The sequence below is a fragment of the Amycolatopsis sp. GM8 genome (assembly GCF_021653975.1).
In the GTDB taxonomy this organism is placed as follows: domain Bacteria; phylum Actinomycetota; class Actinomycetes; order Mycobacteriales; family Pseudonocardiaceae; genus Amycolatopsis_E.
Genome location: NZ_JAJKFK010000001.1, coordinates 297,702 through 312,894 on the forward strand (window position 1 = coordinate 297,702; position 15,193 = coordinate 312,894).

Sequence of the window (15,193 nt, forward strand, 5' to 3'; positions counted from 1 at the left end):
TTTCTCGTGACCATCACCAACGACGAGGTGCTGATCAGCGTCGAGAACGTGAGCAAAAGCTTCACCGGTGCCGCCGGCGACGAACTGCGCGTGCTCGATGACATCGACCTGCAACTGCGGGCCGGGGAGATCGTGGCGCTGCTGGGCCGGTCCGGCTCCGGGAAATCCACTCTGCTGCGCACCATCGCCGGGCTCATCGGCCCCACCAGCGGCACCGTGCGCTACCGGGGTACCGAGCTCAACGGCGCCAACCCCGGCACCGCGATGGTGTTCCAGTCCTTCGCGTTGATGCCGTGGCTGACCGTGCAGGACAACGTCGAACTCGGCCTCGCCGCCCAAGGCGTCCCACCCACACAGCGCCGTGAACGGGCGCTCAAGGCGATCGATGTGATCGGACTGGACGGGTTCGAATCCGCCTACCCCAAGGAACTCTCCGGCGGCATGCGCCAGCGCGTCGGCTTCGCCCGCGCCCTCGTCCTCGAACCCGATGTGCTGCTGATGGACGAACCGTTCTCCGCGCTCGACGTGCTCACCGCGGAAAACCTGCGCAATGAGCTGTTGACCCTGTGGGGCGGGGCGAACTTCCCTACCAAGGCGATCTGCATCGTCACCCACAACATCGAAGAAGCGGTCCTGTTCGCCGACCGGGTCATCGTGCTCGGCGCCAACCCCGGCCACATCCGCGCCGAAGTCCCCATCGACCTCGCCCGGCCCCGCGACCGCCGCGCCGCCGGCTTCGAAACCCTGGTCGACACGCTCTACGACCTGCTCACCGGCCGCGAACCCGGCGTCACCGTCCCCGAACCCACCGAAGCCACCCCCACCGCCCGGCCCCTGCCGACCGCCTCCGTCGGCGGGCTGGCCGGGCTCGTGGAGATCGTCTACGCCAAAGGCGGGCGCGCCGATCTGCCCGACATCGCCGCGGAACTCAGCTTCGAAGCCGATGATCTGCTGCCCCTGGTCGACGCTGCCGCCATGCTCGACCTGCTCATCGTCGCCGGCGGCGACCTCGCCATCACCCCGATCGGCAAGGAGTTCACCACCGCCGACATCCAGCGCAGCAAGCAGATCTTCGCCCAGCAAGCCCGCCACCGCGCACCCCTCGTGCGCACCATCTGCACGGCCCTGGCCAGCAGCGCCGACGGCAACCTGCGCGCCGGATTCTTCCTCGACCTGCTGCGCCGCGGCTTCTCCCACGACGACGCCCAGCAACAGCTGGATACCGCCATCGATTGGGGCCGCTACGCCGAACTCTACGACTACGACACCGACAGCGACCAGATCACCGCCGACCCCGCCGCCGGACTCCACCCCGCCCTCACTGCATGACACCAAGCACCTGACGGCCAGGCACAGCCGGGTGAGGCGAACTGTCGGCGGGCAGTAGCGTGTGCCGCTATGGCCCGCACTCGCCTCTACCGCAACGGTGCCCTGGACGCGGAGAACTTCCCACCCGCGGATATTTCGGACTATCTCGGTGATCCGGCCGCCACCGTGTGGCTGGACATGTGCTCACCGACCGAGCAGGACCTGGCCACCATCAGCGAGGAGCTGAACCTGCACCCACTCGCGGTCGAGGACGCCGTGCACGAGCACCAACGACCCAAGCTCGACCGCTACAACACCCACGCCTTCCTCACCGCCTACGCCGTGCGACTGGACACCACCACCGGACAACTCGACACGTGCGAGGTGGCCGCGTTCATCACCGACCGCGCCCTGGTCACCGTCCGCAACGACGAAAACTTCGACATCAACGAAGTCGTCGACCGCTGGAACTCCGCGCCCGAACTCGCCAAGAACGGCGTGGGCTTCCTCGTGCACGGCCTGCTGGACTACGTGGTGGACAGCCACTTCGACGCCGTCCAGGCCCTGGACGAACAGATCGAGGCACTGGAAGACCTCGTCTTCGCCGAACACGTCGACCACGCCGACATCCAACGCCGCTCCCTGCACCTGCGCAAAAGCCTGGTCACCCTGCGGCGGGTCGTGCTGCCCATGCGCGAGGTGGCCAACGCGTTGATGCGCCGCGACTTCCACATCGTCGACGACACCCTCATGCCCTACTACCAGGACGTCTACGACCACGTCCTGCGCGCCACCGAATGGACCGAGTCGCTACGCGACCTGATCACCACCATCCGCGAAACCCAGCTCAACCTACAGGGCAACCGGCTCAACACGATCATGAAAAACTCTGACAGCGCGACCTGCGCACGTTGCATCGTGAACTCACAGGAGAGGAACCCGAGCTACCGCATGACGACGAAGATCCCCACGACCATTTCACGCCCGACGACGACCTCTACCGCAATCGCTGACGCAAAAGACTCATCGACCGTGACCGGCGACCGCATCCCTGCGCGAGGCGCCTACTAACTCGGGCGCACATCGGTCACATCAGACATTTCTTAGTCCGGAAAAACACCCTCGTCGAGCAGCTGCTCATCCAGTAACTCGCCGCAGCCGCGGTCCCATTCCGCAGGTTCCAATATCCGTGACTACCAGTGCGACCGATCTTGTTGACCTCGCCGACGCGGTGCTCGACGTCGAGTTCGGGCACCACGTCGCCGTCTCACCTGGGAAAGAGCCCTTATTCGAACCGCGCGCTAGTCCTCGTTCTGACTTGCAGGCGGCCAGGTTTCTCGGGGCTGTTCGGTCTGGGCTGCGCGCCAGCGGTCGTTCAGTTCTTTCGTCCATCCCTTTGGGGGCGGCCATGCCACGCCCCAGACGGCAAGTTGCGCACGGGTGAAGCCGCCTGCGGGGGTGCGTGCGCGTTCGATCTCTTCCGGGGACGGCAACACATGCATGTCGAGGGCGGGCGGGCAGCCGGTCGCTCGAGTGTCCGGCTGGTAGGCCGCGGTGTCGTGGATGTCAACCAAGCCGACCGTGTCGGGTATCTCGACTTCCGCGCGTCCACGCCAACGCACCCACAACGCCACGCACCCGGCGTCGACCTCGGCCAGCAGCTTCCGCAGTGACCAGGCCTTCCCGAACTGGTCAATCTCGATCGCCACAGCGGGCAACTCCGCCGGCCGCGTACAGACCAGATCCAACCGAGCACGCCTCAGGCCGTTCTTCGATGGCCGTGTGATCCGGCCCTGAACCTCACGCGCGACAGTCCAGCCCTGCTCACCAGCCCAGCACGCCGTCCGCTCGGTCAACAATCTCGTCGCCTGCGGTGCGCTCAGCCCGCTCAACCGCTCCGGCTCGAGATACCCACGCAGCGAAGCCGCCAAAGCCATCGTCCCGTCACCCACAGAAGCCACGTGGCCACGATAGAACCTCGGACGGACGGAATCCCCGGTTCACCGCGGGTAGAACCTGCTCGACGTAGCCGGTCGCGGGTTCGATCTCCCCGCAATTCCGTCTCTTCCGCAGCGAGCCGCCGTGGAGGACGCTGGCGGAGTGGCCAGTGCGAGGCTGTCTTGCGCTGGACTTGTGCGTGTTGATCGTTTCTGTCGGTTGCGGCTGGCAGGATGACGTCCATGACAAGCAGTCAGCGAGCCGTGTACGTGGTGCATGACCGCACCACGTCTGCCCAGCCCGGCATCCTTGCGACGGCGTTCGAGTCCATCACGAAGGCGATCGCGTATCTCGACGGGTTCCGCGCCCAGCACCCCGACAACCCCGGCCCGCTCACCTGGACCACCGGCCCCGGCTGGGCCAACGGCCGCGACGCCGACGGCAACGAGATGTTCAACGTGTTCGGCCTGGCGCTGCACCCCGACAACGAACCGGCCTACTTCGAGCGGACTTCCCGCAGGTCGTGACCAGATGATCACTGAAAGGCGAAGTAAGGAGTGCGGATGAGCGGGGACCACGCGACGCTCGGGCCGGGCGTGCACGAGACGGAAGCGTTGACGGCGCTGGAGAACGGCGACATCGAGACGGCGAAGGTCCGCGCGCAGCTCGCCCAAGCGGCCGCGCTGAACCGGCTGGCCTCGATCCTTCAGCAGGCCGCCGCGCCGAAGTACGACCTGTAGCCCGCGATCAGCTGCAAGCTCTGGGTGCAGAGCGCCAACTGGCAGGCCACCGTCCGAGCCGACCGGATCATCGGGCTCCGTGTGAGCGCGGCACCAGGCACGAGCGACCCGTACGACCCGTTCCGGCTCGAAGCCGTCACCACCGACCCGATCGGCGAGCACGGGACCACGATCGTGCGGCTGTGCTCGGGGAAAGTGGAGACCTTCCCCGAGGACACCGCCATCAGGTCGGCGTAGGCGTCAGGCTGCGGCCGATGCTTCGAGGTCGGGGTCTTCCGGTGGGCAGCGAGGTCTTCGGCCAGCGCTGCGGCGTGCGGACCGATGACCTCGACAAGGTAGGGGGCCGCGCGCAACGCGTAATGCAGCATGTCGTCGGGGATCGGTTGGGTCGCGTTCTCGCCGACCTGTTCGAGTTCGGCGACCTGGGCGGCGGTCTTGCCGGGCCAGGGCATGAATCCCGCCGGGTAGTGGTCGGTGGTGAACAGCTCGGTGTAGCGAGCGAGATCCTTGACTGCCAGGATCGCGCCCATCCTGCTCCGCGGAACCAACCCGTCATCGCGGCGCTGCTGCAACCATCGGTCGCAGTGCTGCTGGGTCAGCTCGTCCAACTGCTTGATGCCGGCCTTGGCCAGCCACCGTAGCCAGGCGATGGCGTCGAAACGCCGCTGGATGCAGGTGCGCAACGCCAGCCGGTCCCGGCGAGCCCAGGCAACTCGGCGATGAGCTCATGATGCGGGGAACGCAAGGCGACCACGAACTCGCGGACCAGGACCTGCCAGTGCGGTTGCGGGATCTCGCGCCAGTCCCAGACCAGCTCGCCGGGATGCATCTGGACTCGCGCGTCGCGAACTCCGCGCAGATCCCACGTGTCGTCGTCGAACCGGGGACGCGGGCCCGCAGGGTCGAGGGGGATGTCGAGTAGTTCATGCACGAGTTGGCCGGCGAACGGGGATCGCGCGATCCTCGCGCGGCGAAGGGAACGGTCGGTCATTCGGTGGTTTCCTCGGGACGCAGGGGCAACTCGTCGTCGCGATCCCTGACGTCGGCCGCGGCGGCGGTGAGCACTGCGGGTGCGAACTTCGGCAGGATGTCGGTGTCCAGGCGATGGGCGTAGGGACCGAACACGGCCAAGAACTGTGTCACGGTCATTTGCCGGAACTGGCGGGCGAAGAACGCCTTCAGCCGCAACAGGTTCGCCGCGTGGCGCGGCGCGAACACCGCCAGCGGACGCGATCCTCGGCGTCCAGCTCGGATACCGCGATCCCGTCCTGAGCTTGAATTTTAACCTGACGCAGTCAGTCGCGGGCCACGGTTGATCACGGAAGCGGCCTCTGGTTGATCATGCTCGTTGTCGAGGGAAGCCGATCTATCGGAACCACCCGTACCCCCTTGCCGCGGCCTGCCCCGGTAAGCGACCTGGCGGTCCGAGTACGCCCCTGCTTGCATCCACACACCTAGAGCCGGGCAACGCTCCCGTCGGCTGGGCTTGACTTTTTCGGGGCACTCGGAAATCCTCTGGTCGAGGAAGTCATCACTGGCAACCTAGCGGACACACCAACTCGGGCTCAAGGGAGTGAGACCGACCGTGGTATTCCGCGGAGCATCTCACGCCAGAGTCATCACCGTGCTCGCGGCGTGTCCGATGTAGACATTATGCCAGCTCCGGCATCGCTGTTCCTGCCATCCGGTGTCCACCACCGTTCGGGTGCGACTTCCTGCCTGCACCCGAAATCGTTGCGACACACGGACAAACGAACAGGAGACCGGCATGACATACCCCGCCGACCACGACCAGCACCCGCATCCGGCGCCGGAGCGGCCGCCCTCGCCGGTGCACCTGACCGGCGCCCTGCCACCAGGCATCGATCCCGCTGGTGACCCGCCGCGGGCGGGCGGTCTCGCGCGCCGGGACGATCTGGTACTGCGCTGGGATCCCTTCAGCGGCTGGGCGCATCTGGCCCGCGACCGTCGCGGCGGCAGGCCACGGTTCCTGGGCTTCCTGCACCTGGCCGCGCCGACCCCGGCGGTGCTGAGCGCGCGACTCGCGGCCGCGGGGTGCGAGATCCTGGGCGAGCGCACCGTTGACGAGCAGCTCGTGGAATTCCGATTCCGCCTGACGCCCTTGGCCGACGCCGGCACAGATCCGTGGATGCCTGCCCAAGCGGGGGCGTGACCATGTACGACAAGGTGCATCCGGCCGGGACCGGGGTCAAGCTGGGGCAGCCCGACCGCGGCGACCATACCGAGGCCGCCACACCCATCCGTGCTGCCAGTGCCAGTCCGCAGGAGCCGAGGCTGGCCAGCTTGCTCGGCACGGCGCGCACTGTCCATTACTTCACACGTCCCGCCGACTCCGTCGGGGCCATTCCCGACGGAGCGGAGTGGACAACCAAACCCGACATCCTGCGTTCCGGCCGGATGGTCGAGTGGTGTGAAGGCCCGTGCATGGCCGCGATCCGGAGTGCGATCTCCACGGACGAATGCTCGCTCGGCGTCCTGCAGCAGTTCCGCTGGCTCCACGAAGCCCCGGTCCGTACGAGTGAGGTGGAGCAAGTCACCATCAGCGTCACGTGCACCGGGGTGATCGGACGCCGCACCACCTGGGACGTGGTGGCCCACGACGCCAACCTAGTGAAGCTCGGCCACGGTTCGATGGAATTCGTCGTCACCAACCAGGACCGCTACCAGGTTCGACACGGGCTTACCGCAGTGAGGACAGGATGAGGGTGGCCGCGAAGTCATCCGGGAGAGGTCGCCGGCATCACCTGGACCGCCGTGTTCACCCTCATCTCCACGACCATCCCGCCCGGCCCCGACGGCTGAACACACTGCCGGTCACCCCCGCAGACCACACCGGCATTCTCCCCCGCCGGACACAGGCCGGCAGCCCTTCACCTCGCGCAACTCCACACAGGACAGAAGCACAGGGGAGAATTCCACGCGACGACCTGGTGTTCTCGGTCCCGCTGCTGCGACTACGGCCGCTGCGGTGTAGCCGACGCCGACGCCAACCTTGACCTGTGCCACGACCTCGCCACAGCCGCATCACCGACATGGACCGTCCTTTGTGGATGAAACCGCTGCCCGGAACGACCAATCTCTGGAGGAAATAATGAGTGTGTTCGATGACGACCTAGGAGCCTCGGCCGTGATGGCCGGCGAGTGCGACGGCCTAGTCGGCCAGCACCTACTGTACGAGTACGGGAACGGCTGGCGATACGAGCTGTACGTGAAGAACGGCACCACCATCGACTACCGGATCCACACAGGCATGGTGGGTGGCCGGTGGGTCAAGGATCAGGCGGTGATCCTGGCTCGGCTGGACGAGGATTGGTTCACGTGTTCCTGGAGCGAGCCGACCGGAACGTCGGTGAGCTTGACAATCTGCCCGGCCCGGCGCCGGCTGCACGGTGCGATCTTCTTTCCGCGTTGGGTCGAGCAGCATCCCGAGCGCACCGTGGTGTATCAAAACGAACGTCTCGACGAGATGCGCGCCCTGCGCGATGCCGGCCCGGCCTACCCCATCGCGGTGGTCGACGAGACGGCACGGATCTTCTTCGTCGAGGACAGAGGGCTGGACGACGAGAGTGTGATCGGCTGCGCGCCGCACGACCTGGCCCCCGGCTACGCGACGCGGAGGAACTAGCGATCATGCTGAAACTGGACGGACATACGCTTCGGATCGACGACGTGGTGCACGCCGCGAGTCATCCCGGCATCCAGATCGATGTCGCCGCGGACGCCGCGCGTGCAATGCGGGACTCCCGCGAGCTGAAGATGACCTTGATCGACGACGGTCAACCGATCTACGGCGTGACCACCGGCTTCGGCGACAGCGTGACCCGGCAGATCTCACCCGAGAAGGCCGCCGAACTACAGCGAAACATGATTCGGTGCCACCTCAGTGGTACCGGACCGCGCACGCCGGAGCCCGTCGTCCGGGCCACTCTGTTGATCCGTGCGAATTGCCTGGCGCGAGGGCATTCCGCGGTGAACCCGGTGGTGATGCAGCGGTTGCTGGATCTGCTGCGCGCGGACGTGCTCCCGGTGATCCCGCAGCGCGGCTCAGTCGGCGCCAGTGGCGACTTGGTGCCGCTGTGTTACGTGGCGGCCGCCCTGATCGGTGACGGCGAGGTCACCGTCCACGGTGAAACTCGCCAGGCTAGTGCGGTGTTCGCCGAACGGGGCTGGGCGCTGGTCGAGCCGGAAGCGAAAGATGCCCTCGGGCTGTTGAACGGCACCAGCTACAGCGCGGCGTGGTCGACGGTGGCTCTGGCCGAGGCCGAGCAACTCGCCACAGTCACTGACGTGTGCACCGCGCTGGCCAGCGAAGCACTCCTCGGTAATCGCGGCCATTTCCACGAATTCATCCACCGCAACAGGGCTCACCCGGGGCAGATCACCAGCGCTCGCATCATCCGGGAACTCCTGGACGGCTCGCAGCTGGCGCTGACCCACAGCCAGGTCGTCGACCTCAACGACCCGCTCGGGGAACGCGGCTACCAGACACTGCGGCGCAGCATCCAGGACCGCTACTCAATCCGCTGCGCACCCCAGATCACCGGTGTGCTGCGCGACACGGCGGACTGGGTGCGGCACTGGCTGGAGCGCGAGATCAACGCGTCCACTGACAACCCCCTGTTCGACGTGGACTCCCACACGGTGCACAGCGGCGGAAACTTCTACGGCGGCCACGTAGTCCAGGCCATGGACGCCCTGAAAATCGCGGTGGCCAACATCGCCGACCTGCTCGACCGGCAGCTCGAGCTGCTGGTCGACGAGAAGTTCAACGCCGGCCTGACCCCGAATCTCATCCCCCGCGCCGCCGAGCACAACCGGGAAGCCGGACTCCACCACGGGTTCAAAGGCATGCAGCTCACCGCGAGCGCGATGACCGCGGAAGCGCTCCAGCGCAGCACACCCGCCAGCGTGTTCTCTCGATCCACCGAGGCGCACAACCAAGACAAGGTCAGCATGTCGCCGATCGCTGCCCGCGGTGCCGCCGAGATCGCCGGCCTTGCCCGCCAGGTGGCCGCCGTCCACATCCTGGCCGCCTGCCAGGCGCTGGACCTGCGCGGCGCCGAGCACATGAGCCCACGTACCCGCGCCGTGCACGACCTCATCCGCGACCATATCCCCACCCTCGACCGCGACCGGCGCATGGACCACGATATCGCCACCGTCGTCGACCTGATCAGCAACAACACGTTCGCCCAGATCGATGAGCCCAGGTCAATGTAATGCCTGCTACGTGAATGTCCAGCACGGCAAGGGATCCTGTGCCCGGTTAGTGCGAGAGCTGGCCGCGGACCAGCGCAGCGGGTCGCGATCACCGACGACCGCTCCACGGCGGTGTGTGTTCTTCACCTGGGGATCGGGCATACCGGTTGGAGTTATTGTCCGGTCCGTGCGGAACGGGGCATACCAGCCCGCGCCTATACGGAGACCCCGTTTCCTATAGACGCCAACTCCTGGTAACGATGGAACGGTATCTTCACCCGCCCGCTATCAGGAGGGGTGACGAGGTAGTCGCCCAGGAGCCGGCTCGCGATCAGTTTCATGCACTATTTCATCCTTTCTCGCTTTACTTGGGGTGATCTCGGCCAAATGTCATCCGGTTCTGGATCTTCGAGCCGCTGAATGAACACATTCACGACCTGTGCCGGGTCTATGAGGCTGGCGACTCGCCGCCATGCGTCGCCGGGGTCGGTGGCGTCGGGAATTCGATGCTGCGAGAGCGCGAGTTGCTGTCTGTCGCCCTTGAGATCGAGGTGCAGGAAGACGTCGAAGGCGAACATCGGCGGCTCGCCGTCTTGGCGCGATGAACGGAATCGGCGCGTGTTGACCAGGATGTCGCCCTCGCGAATGAACACAACACCTCGGAGCACGAGGATCTTGATCGCCCCTCGCGTCACTTCCGTCGAGGTTCTGTGCTCGCGCGCCAGCTTCTCGATGTTCGGCAGCCCGGAGAGCCGATCGATCACAATCGTCTCCGCGATCCGGTCAGCCATGGTTTCCGCCATGTCCTCCGGCGGAGCCCCGACAAACGTGCCCATGGTAGGGACCCTCGTCACGACTCCGCGTTGCGCGAGCAGCCTCAGCGCTGCGCGAACAGTGCCGAGAGAGACTCCATGTCGATCCTTCAAAACCTGCTCACCGGGCAGTCTGGAACTCTCCGGGTATTCGCCACCCGATATTTGCAAGGCGATCAAGTCCGCAAGGGCGACGTGTTTCTTCTGATTTTCTATCAACGACTTTTACCCCAAGATAGTGACGATTCCTATAGCCAGCAGTGCTGCCAGCATCCAGCCGACGAACGCGAGTGCATTGCCGGGCGGCTGTGCCGGCACGATCTCTGACGTTGCAGACGGGGCAGGGCGCGCTCCATCAACTCGCGCGTCAACTGTGGGGGAACGACCGGGATCGCGGCGGTATCGACGAGCATCGCACACTCCAGGCACAGCAGTCGGACCTCGTACGCCGTTTGCGCCGGGATGGACGCAACACCGCACTCCTCCGACCCCGCAAGCGTCCGCCCCTACGCCGACAGGCACGTTCTGTTCTCCGGCCTCACCTTGCGCAGGTCGCAATTGAAGAGGCCACACCAGACCTCGGTAGACTCCGTTTCCTGGAACACTGGCTCTACGTGGATTCGGCATCTGTGGCCTGGCGGTACAGCAGCTCGTACAGGTGTGCGCCCTTGATGAGGACCGAGGCTTCGACGGGGCGTTCGTTGTCGCTGTAGATGACACGCAACTGCCGGATCACGGGTGTCCCATCGGGAAGGTCCAACGTCTCGGCTTCCTCCACGGTTGGGGGTCGCGCCGAGATCCGGTCCGCGAAGGATCGCTGGGGAAATCCGAGGTCGGTGAGCGCCTGGGGCGCACCTCCGCGGATCTTCGCTGCCCTCGCCAGGCTGCTGTTGGCGGCGATCTCGGCGGGATAGTACGACGCGGACAGCTCCACGGGATGCTCGTCATGGAAGAGGATTCTGGTACGGATGATCGCGGTCGCGCCGGGCGCCAGCTGCAATCCGTCGACGATGTCCGCTGGCGGGGCGATGGTGTCGACGGTGAGCAGCTGATACCGGAACCGCCCTGGTGTGGGCGTGATGTAAGCGGCGGCGTCAATGACGAACGGCTTCCGGTCGCGGACGTAGACGCCTTTGCCGACGCGGCTGTCGAGGAAGCCTTCGTCCTTCAGCGCCTTGAGTGCATGTTGGATGGTGGCGTTTGCCGCGTTGTATTGCTTGACAAGTTGCGTGGTGGACGGCAGTTGCGTCCCTGGGCTGAGTTCGCCGCGCATGATGAGATCGCGCAGTTCCGCGGCGATCTGCTGATGCCGAGGCCGTGTATCACGTGCGCGCGGCAAAGTCGGCTCCTGAAGAGGTCGTCGGGGCGGTCATGGGGTCAGCTCGTAACGCAACCGCCGCCCGTCGGCCACCATCGTCATCACGCTGGCTTCGACAAGCAGATCGTTCTCGGCGATGAGCGTGCGCGACAGCAACAGCACGCACGACGGGTCATCCAGCTGCAGCGCGGTCCGTTCCTCGGGTGTGGCCAAGCGCGCGCTGACGTCTTCGCGGACGTGGCGCGGCGGGTGACCGAGGTCAGCCAGGAGGGCGACTGCACCGCCGCGGATCTTGCGGAATTCGGCCAGCCGGGTGCCCCGAGCGATGGTCGCGGGGTAGTAGGAGTCGACGAGCTCGACGGGGTGGTCGTCCAAGAGCATGAGGCGGCGCCTCATGACCACCGGTTCGTACCGGGCCAAGCCGAGCATGACGGCGATGGACTCGGACGCACCCACCTCGCCGACGCTGAGCAGCGTCTGGGTTCCCGTGCCGCCGTGCTCGGCCGCTTCGGCACCCCATGCGTCACCGCGCTGGCCGCTCACGTACGGCATCGACACGCTGGTCCATGGGCCGGCGTTGGTCATCGCTCACCCTCCTCGGGTCTCACGAACGTCGGGTGCTTCGGCTTCAACCTTAGTCGTACGGCAGCAAGGCCACCTCCAATCAATCTTGCTACCTTTCGGATATCGCAGTAAGGTTGTCCGAAGTGCTGAGGATACTACACATCGTCACTGGCACGCCGGCAGGTTCCCGATGGGCTGGCCGCTGCGTCGTCAAGCCCGGTCATGCGGTTCCGTCGGCAATGCAGGTCGCCCAAGCGCTATTCGGCATGACAAAGAGGGGAAGGGGGTTACATGGATTGGCGCAGCCACTGGCAGACTCCCCCGGCCTGGCCATCCCCAATACGCCGAACTGAGCCGCCGCTGCACCCTCGCTGAACCTCTTCACGTACCGCAGGCCGGGGGCCGTATTGCTTGGCAGGCAGAAGGAATCTCGACGGGCGAAACGGGGGCATCCCTGGTCGATGGGCAGGTGCGATGGTCTGTTGCCTCAGACGTGGCGGCGTGACAAATGGAGCGGGTCCGCGAGGTCCGCGCCGCAATCGTTGCAGCCGACAGCCCACTCGGCCGAGTGGGCCAAACGATCGACGACCTGGCAGCGCAACTGCCGACGGTGGATCAGCCACGGACGTGCCCGTTGTGCTCGGATCGGCCCTGGCCTCGTGACCAGTTCGATGATGCCGCGCACCGCGTACTGGCGGTCGGCCTGCGGTTCAGAGACCTGGTTCCTCTCGACTTGCACGAACGCCTGTGGCCGCCGAAGAGGGCGCGAACGCCACCGTCCTCTACCCAGAACCTTGGCGGTTGGGTTCGGCCAGGAGGAGCAGGAGCGATGACAACGACGAGTCGTCGCGTAGTCGTGCGCAGGCGGCGCCTTAACAGACGTCCGCTCGACGTAGCCCGGGGATCCGGAATCGTTCACCGAGACAGGCCGCTGAGGGGGTGAGTGGTGGTGAGACCGCCCTCCGTTTCGGCGGGATTCGACTCGCGGGTGTGCTCGCGGGAGCACTCGGCCCACCGCGGTCGGTGAGCGCCAAGCCTCGGCCCAATCTCGCCTTGACCTGTCTGGTCGAGGCGTCTGGTGCGGCGAAGAAGTCGTTGGCCTTCAGGCTCAACCAGCTTGCGGAGACCGCTGGTCTGGAGACGCACTACACCCACACCAGTTGGACGAACTGGATGAAGAGGGGGACGCGTCCGGCACAGGCGGTACGCCCGCTCGTCGCCCAGGTCTTGGAAGAGCGACTCGGGCGGCCGGTCAGCCTGGCAGAGATCGACCTTGATCACGACCCTGGCGTCGACTCAGGCATCGGCTTGGACTTCCCACGCGAGCTCGGCACCGCCGTGCAAGTCGCGACCAGGTTTTGGAGCCAGGTGGACCGCCGCGACATCCGTGGCCCCGGCGTCGCCGTTATCAACTACAACACCCCGGTTCGTCGCTGGCTGGCGCTCCCCGTTGACAGCAGCGCAGCCTCGCAGTCCTCTGCGGCGTTCCGGCGCGTTGGGAAAGCCGACGTCGTCGAACTGCTCGAAACAGCTGAACAGGCTCGGCAGTGGGATTCGCGCTACGGGGGCGGGAACTGGCGAACGTCGCAACTGACGGTCTGCCTGAAGGAGCGGGCGGCCCCGCTCCTGCACGGCTCCTACAGCGACGTCCTCGGACGCCGGCTGTTCACGGCCACGGCGCAACTCGCCCGGCTCGCCGGATGGACCGCGTTCGACAACGGCGACCACGCCAACGCCCAACGGCACTACATCCAGGCGCTGCGCCAAGCCCGCGCCGCGGGGGATGTCCAGCTCGGCGGCTACGTGCTGACCTGCATGGCCCTGCAGTGCAGCCTCGGCGGATTCCACGACGACGCGATCGACATGGCCGACAGCGCGTTCCACCGCGTTGGCGGTCACGCCACGCCGCGCGTGAAAGGCTTCTTCAAGCTGATCGAGGCCTGCATCTGGGCACGCACCGGCAACGCCCACATGGCCGACAGCGCCTTCGCCACGGCCGAGCGCCTCCTCGACGACGCGAACTCCCACACCGGTGACGACCCGGCCTGGATCGACTTCTTCGACGAGCACCGTCTCGCCTCCGACGCAATCGAGATCAACCGCGATCTCGGCCGACCGCGCGAGGCACAACACTGGAACGATTTAGCCGCCATGCCTACCGACACCTTCGCCAGGGCGCACGCCCTCCGTCAAAGCGTCCTCGGCAGCACCTACCTGCAGGGATACCATCCTGACCTCGAACAAGCGCTGGACCACGGCCACCGCGCCGTGTCCGCTCTCGCCGTTGTCAGCTCGGCCCGCGCCGTGGACTACCTTCACGCACTGATCTCCCGGATGTCACGCTGGCGCACCGAACCCGGCGTGGCCGAACTGACACGACGGATAAAGCGCGAAATATATGCGACCTGAATACGGAAAGAACCTGATCGTGACAACATCTGACACATTGAAAATCAACCTTCCGAATCCTGCAATGATAATTCTCGTCGGCTTGCAGGGGAGCGGCAAAAGCACCTTCGCATACCGATACTTTGCACCCATTGAGATACTTTCGATGGATGAGTTCCGTGCCCGAATGTGCAACGACCCAGCCAGTCAGTCGAACAGTTTGCCAGCGCGCAAACAACTACTCGACATGCTCCGCCAGCGCCTCCGGAACAGAGTCACCACCGTGGTTGACTCCACCAACCTCCGAGGTGATCAGCGTGCACAACTCCTCAACATAGCAACGGAATTTGGGACACCTACGATCACACTCGTGTTCACCGCCAGTGCGGAACGGTGTCGAGAGCGCATTAACAACCGGGCGAGCATCATCCGTGATGACGTCCTCGCCCAGAACGCTGATCTGTTGGACCAGACGCTTCGCGAAATCGACAACGAAGGCCATTCTAATGTGTTTCGCCTCGGCAATGAACAAGCGGAGTCAATCAGGTTCGAGCACGCCTTTCCTGATGATCCTGACCCGGACCGCTGGTTCGAGGTCGAGCAACTCCGCCCGCGCGCATGGGTATTCCGGCACCCCGCTGACGAACTCCGGCGCCACCCTGCTGTTCTCGCCGAGATGCGACCGACCTGGGACTTCATCGCACGGGTCGCCGCCGATATGGCGCTTGGCGCGCAGATTGCGTCGACGAACGTGCAGGTCGGCGCTGAACTGCGCGTACGGCTGCCGCACTGCCTGCCCATCCACCTCGTCGCCCGTCAGACCGGCTGGGAGCGCAAGCCGCCACACGCCAGGTGATCCGTGAGCCCCCTCGTGAGCCCTCCCGCCGCGATCCACATCGCGATTC

17 protein-coding genes and 1 pseudogene are annotated in these 15,193 nt (G+C 65.8%); 11 read left to right on the forward strand and 7 right to left on the reverse strand.

Translation table 11 applies throughout. The features are described 5' to 3' along the window. The first annotated feature begins 6 nt into the window (after positions 1-6). Positions 7-1,329 carry a nitrate/sulfonate/bicarbonate ABC transporter ATP-binding protein gene (locus tag LOZ83_RS01420; RefSeq protein WP_236788026.1) on the forward strand — a complete coding sequence of 441 codons (1,323 nt, stop codon included), beginning with the start codon at positions 7-9 and terminating at the stop codon, positions 1,327-1,329. 69 nt (positions 1,330-1,398) lie between these two features. Beyond that, the gene (locus LOZ83_RS01425) at positions 1,399-2,379 is read left to right on the forward strand and encodes a magnesium transporter CorA family protein (RefSeq protein WP_236788028.1); all 981 of its coding nucleotides are present in this window, start codon (positions 1,399-1,401) and stop codon (positions 2,377-2,379) included. A 230-nt stretch (positions 2,380-2,609) separates the two neighbouring features. Here the strand turns inward: LOZ83_RS01425 and LOZ83_RS01430 are convergent, their stop codons facing one another. After that, entirely contained in the window at positions 2,610-3,269 is a 660-nt protein-coding gene (locus LOZ83_RS01430; protein WP_236788029.1) for a hypothetical protein, read from the reverse strand. Positions 3,270-3,488: 219 nt separating this feature from the next. Between LOZ83_RS01430 and LOZ83_RS01435 the strand changes: the two genes are divergently transcribed. After that, on the forward strand, positions 3,489-3,773 hold the full coding sequence (locus LOZ83_RS01435) for a hypothetical protein (protein WP_236788031.1): 285 nt from the start codon (positions 3,489-3,491) through the stop codon (positions 3,771-3,773). A 36-nt stretch (positions 3,774-3,809) separates the two neighbouring features. Continuing rightward, positions 3,810-3,986 (forward strand): hypothetical protein, encoded by a 177-nt coding sequence (locus LOZ83_RS01440; protein WP_236788033.1) that lies wholly within the window; start codon positions 3,810-3,812, stop codon positions 3,984-3,986. Here LOZ83_RS01440 and LOZ83_RS01445 read toward each other — a convergent pair. Next, complete coding sequence (locus LOZ83_RS01445; RefSeq protein ID WP_236788035.1) at positions 3,953-4,669, reverse strand: hypothetical protein; 717 nt, start codon at positions 4,667-4,669, stop codon at positions 3,953-3,955. The genes LOZ83_RS01440 and LOZ83_RS01445 overlap by 34 nt on opposite strands. A gap of 47 nt (positions 4,670-4,716) precedes the next feature. On the opposite strand from LOZ83_RS01445, the gene LOZ83_RS01450 reads away from it, so the two are divergent. Beyond that, complete coding sequence (locus LOZ83_RS01450) at positions 4,717-4,908, forward strand: hypothetical protein (protein ID WP_236788037.1); 192 nt, start codon at positions 4,717-4,719, stop codon at positions 4,906-4,908. A gap of 65 nt (positions 4,909-4,973) precedes the next feature. Here the strand turns inward: LOZ83_RS01450 and LOZ83_RS01455 are convergent, their stop codons facing one another. After that, the gene (locus LOZ83_RS01455; RefSeq protein ID WP_236788040.1) at positions 4,974-5,204 is read right to left on the reverse strand and encodes a hypothetical protein; all 231 of its coding nucleotides are present in this window, start codon (positions 5,202-5,204) and stop codon (positions 4,974-4,976) included. A 550-nt stretch (positions 5,205-5,754) separates the two neighbouring features. Between LOZ83_RS01455 and LOZ83_RS01460 the strand changes: the two genes are divergently transcribed. The 4 genes from LOZ83_RS01460 to hutH all read left to right on the forward strand — a co-directional run bounded on the left by LOZ83_RS01460 (position 5,755) and on the right by hutH (position 9,227). Beyond that, positions 5,755-6,159 (forward strand): hypothetical protein, encoded by a 405-nt coding sequence (locus tag LOZ83_RS01460; protein ID WP_236788042.1) that lies wholly within the window; start codon positions 5,755-5,757, stop codon positions 6,157-6,159. 2 nt (positions 6,160-6,161) lie between these two features. Beyond that, positions 6,162-6,710 (forward strand): hypothetical protein, encoded by a 549-nt coding sequence (locus LOZ83_RS01465; RefSeq protein WP_236788043.1) that lies wholly within the window; start codon positions 6,162-6,164, stop codon positions 6,708-6,710. 388 nt (positions 6,711-7,098) lie between these two features. Beyond that, positions 7,099-7,632 carry a phenolic acid decarboxylase gene (locus tag LOZ83_RS01470; protein ID WP_236788044.1) on the forward strand — a complete coding sequence of 178 codons (534 nt, stop codon included), beginning with the start codon at positions 7,099-7,101 and terminating at the stop codon, positions 7,630-7,632. A gap of 5 nt (positions 7,633-7,637) precedes the next feature. Then, positions 7,638-9,227, forward strand: a complete 1,590-nt coding sequence (hutH, locus tag LOZ83_RS01475; protein WP_236788045.1) for a histidine ammonia-lyase — start codon at positions 7,638-7,640, stop codon at positions 9,225-9,227. Between the two features lie 323 nt (positions 9,228-9,550). On the opposite strand, the gene LOZ83_RS01480 is transcribed toward hutH, so the two are convergent. From LOZ83_RS01480 to LOZ83_RS01495, 4 genes and pseudogenes are all read right to left on the reverse strand, one after another. Next, positions 9,551-10,042: a hypothetical protein gene (locus LOZ83_RS01480; RefSeq protein ID WP_236789475.1), complete on the reverse strand. Its 492-nt coding sequence runs from the start codon at positions 10,040-10,042 to the stop codon at positions 9,551-9,553. 45 nt (positions 10,043-10,087) lie between these two features. Further along, positions 10,088-10,150: pseudogene (locus LOZ83_RS40345) on the reverse strand (hypothetical protein); the annotation flags it as partial. Positions 10,151-10,628: 478 nt separating this feature from the next. After that, complete coding sequence (locus LOZ83_RS01490) at positions 10,629-11,357, reverse strand: GntR family transcriptional regulator (RefSeq protein ID WP_236788046.1); 729 nt, start codon at positions 11,355-11,357, stop codon at positions 10,629-10,631. A 30-nt stretch (positions 11,358-11,387) separates the two neighbouring features. Next, entirely contained in the window at positions 11,388-11,921 is a 534-nt protein-coding gene (locus LOZ83_RS01495; RefSeq protein WP_236788047.1) for a GntR family transcriptional regulator, read from the reverse strand. A gap of 1,032 nt (positions 11,922-12,953) precedes the next feature. On the opposite strand from LOZ83_RS01495, the gene LOZ83_RS01500 reads away from it, so the two are divergent. After that, positions 12,954-14,309: a sporulation protein gene (locus LOZ83_RS01500; protein WP_236788048.1), complete on the forward strand. Its 1,356-nt coding sequence runs from the start codon at positions 12,954-12,956 to the stop codon at positions 14,307-14,309. 19 nt (positions 14,310-14,328) lie between these two features. Then, entirely contained in the window at positions 14,329-15,144 is an 816-nt protein-coding gene (locus LOZ83_RS01505; protein WP_236788050.1) for an ATP-binding protein, read from the forward strand. Positions 15,145-15,193: the final 49 nt, after the last annotated feature.

Coding starts and splice junctions, on each gene's coding strand:
- LOZ83_RS01425 (WP_236788028.1), top strand. CDS start 1,399: ATGGCCCGCACTCGCCTCTACCGCAACGGTGCCCTGGACGCGGAGAAC.
- LOZ83_RS01435 (WP_236788031.1), top strand. CDS start 3,489: ATGACAAGCAGTCAGCGAGCCGTGTACGTGGTGCATGACCGCACCACG.
- LOZ83_RS01440 (WP_236788033.1), top strand. CDS start 3,810: ATGAGCGGGGACCACGCGACGCTCGGGCCGGGCGTGCACGAGACGGAA.
- LOZ83_RS01450 (WP_236788037.1), top strand. CDS start 4,717: ATGCGGGGAACGCAAGGCGACCACGAACTCGCGGACCAGGACCTGCCA.
- LOZ83_RS01460 (WP_236788042.1), top strand. CDS start 5,755: ATGACATACCCCGCCGACCACGACCAGCACCCGCATCCGGCGCCGGAG.
- LOZ83_RS01465 (WP_236788043.1), top strand. CDS start 6,162: ATGTACGACAAGGTGCATCCGGCCGGGACCGGGGTCAAGCTGGGGCAG.
- LOZ83_RS01470 (WP_236788044.1), top strand. CDS start 7,099: ATGAGTGTGTTCGATGACGACCTAGGAGCCTCGGCCGTGATGGCCGGC.
- hutH (WP_236788045.1), top strand. CDS start 7,638: ATGCTGAAACTGGACGGACATACGCTTCGGATCGACGACGTGGTGCAC.
- LOZ83_RS01480 (WP_236789475.1), bottom strand. CDS start 10,042: ATGGGCACGTTTGTCGGGGCTCCGCCGGAGGACATGGCGGAAACCATG.
- LOZ83_RS01495 (WP_236788047.1), bottom strand. CDS start 11,921: ATGACCAACGCCGGCCCATGGACCAGCGTGTCGATGCCGTACGTGAGC.